Annotated in this window: 2 protein-coding genes; both read left to right on the top strand. The window is 38.6% G+C overall.

The features are described from left to right. The first annotated feature begins 246 nt into the window (after positions 1-246). Positions 247-1,026, top strand: a complete 780-nt coding sequence (locus N5D03_RS14830) for a tyrosine-type recombinase/integrase (protein ID WP_246034371.1) — start codon at positions 247-249, stop codon at positions 1,024-1,026. Then, positions 1,005-1,210, top strand: a 206-nt coding sequence (locus N5D03_RS14835) for a transposase zinc-binding domain-containing protein (RefSeq protein ID WP_280052107.1), incomplete at its 3' end; no start/stop codon positions are given. The genes N5D03_RS14830 and N5D03_RS14835, both read left to right, overlap by 22 nt.

The raw sequence follows: 1,210 nt of genomic DNA on the forward strand, positions 1-1,210 counted from the left end.
TGTTGAACTAAACCTCCAGTAGCTTTCGCTGCGATGATTTCGTACCTTAGTATATTAATATTAAACAATTGATACTATGGTAACTAAAAAAAATCTCCGGAGGAATTAAGAGCGAACAAATACATTAATCGCGCTTGTAGTGAAATTACGGGTTTTTCTGAACTTCTGCAACGTTTTCAGCGAAATATTTCCATTTTAGGCAGAAGCCAGCGTACTTTCGAGAATTATTCTCGGCATGTGGCGGCAATGGCGTTGCATTTTGGAATTCTTCCTACGGAATTACATCCCGAGCAGGTTAAAGATTACTTATTTGAACTGCAGCAACGTTCTTTAAGTCCTTCGCAATCATACTTTAAACATACGGTTTACGGACTTCGATTTCTTTTAAAAACAGAGAATCTTCCTTACGATTATCTTCATTTACCATCGATTCCAAAAGAGAAAAAGCTTCCTGTTGTTTTAAGTCGAGAAGAGATTTGGAAGATGCTTCAAAGTGCAGAACTGCTAAAACATCGTGTTTTAATTGGCTTGATTTACGGCTGTGGTTTACGCTGTATGGAAGTTCGGAACATAGAATTAAAGCATTTAGATTTCGATCGAAAACAACTTCATATCGTTCAAAGTAAAGGAAAAAAAGATCGATATGTTCCTTTATCTGATCATTTGATACGGGGAATAAAAAGATATATTTCAGCCGAACATCCCACTACTTTTTTATTTACAGGAAACACGAAAGATGCCAAGGGTTTTGATTCTCGTTACAGTCAACGCGGTGTTCAATGGGCAGTTCAATCTATCAGTAAAAAAGCAGGTATTTTAAAAGATGTGCACACGCATACTTTGCGCCATAGCTATGCCACGCATTTATTAGAAGATGGCGTAAATATCCTTCAAGTTCAGAAATTGATGGGGCATGAACGGGTGGAGACCACTATGGAATATTTACATGTTTGCCAATTGGAGCAACAAAAAGTACACAGTCCACTTGATACCGTTTTTGCTTTATGCAGCCGCAGTGGGAAGTAGCCCATGTATTGCAAAAAGTAGATTTATCCAACCAAAACTTTACCGTTCATCAAGAGAAAACGTTAAGGGCATTAACGTTGTGCAGAACTTCAGCGTTGGGCGGTCATGTAGATGCTTGCGATGCTTGCGGAAACATCAGTATTAGTTACAACAGCTGCCGCAATCGGCATTGTCCAAAATGTCA

Origin of the sequence: Empedobacter sp. GD03861 (assembly GCF_029840885.1) — a bacterium.
In the GTDB taxonomy this organism is placed as follows: Bacteria; Bacteroidota; Bacteroidia; order Flavobacteriales; family Weeksellaceae; genus Empedobacter; species Empedobacter falsenii_B.

What these genes read in the sequence shown, in the direction of transcription:
- N5D03_RS14830 (WP_246034371.1), top strand. Translation starts at nt 247, where the DNA reads ATGGCGTTGCATTTTGGAATTCTTCCTACGGAATTACATCCCGAGCAG.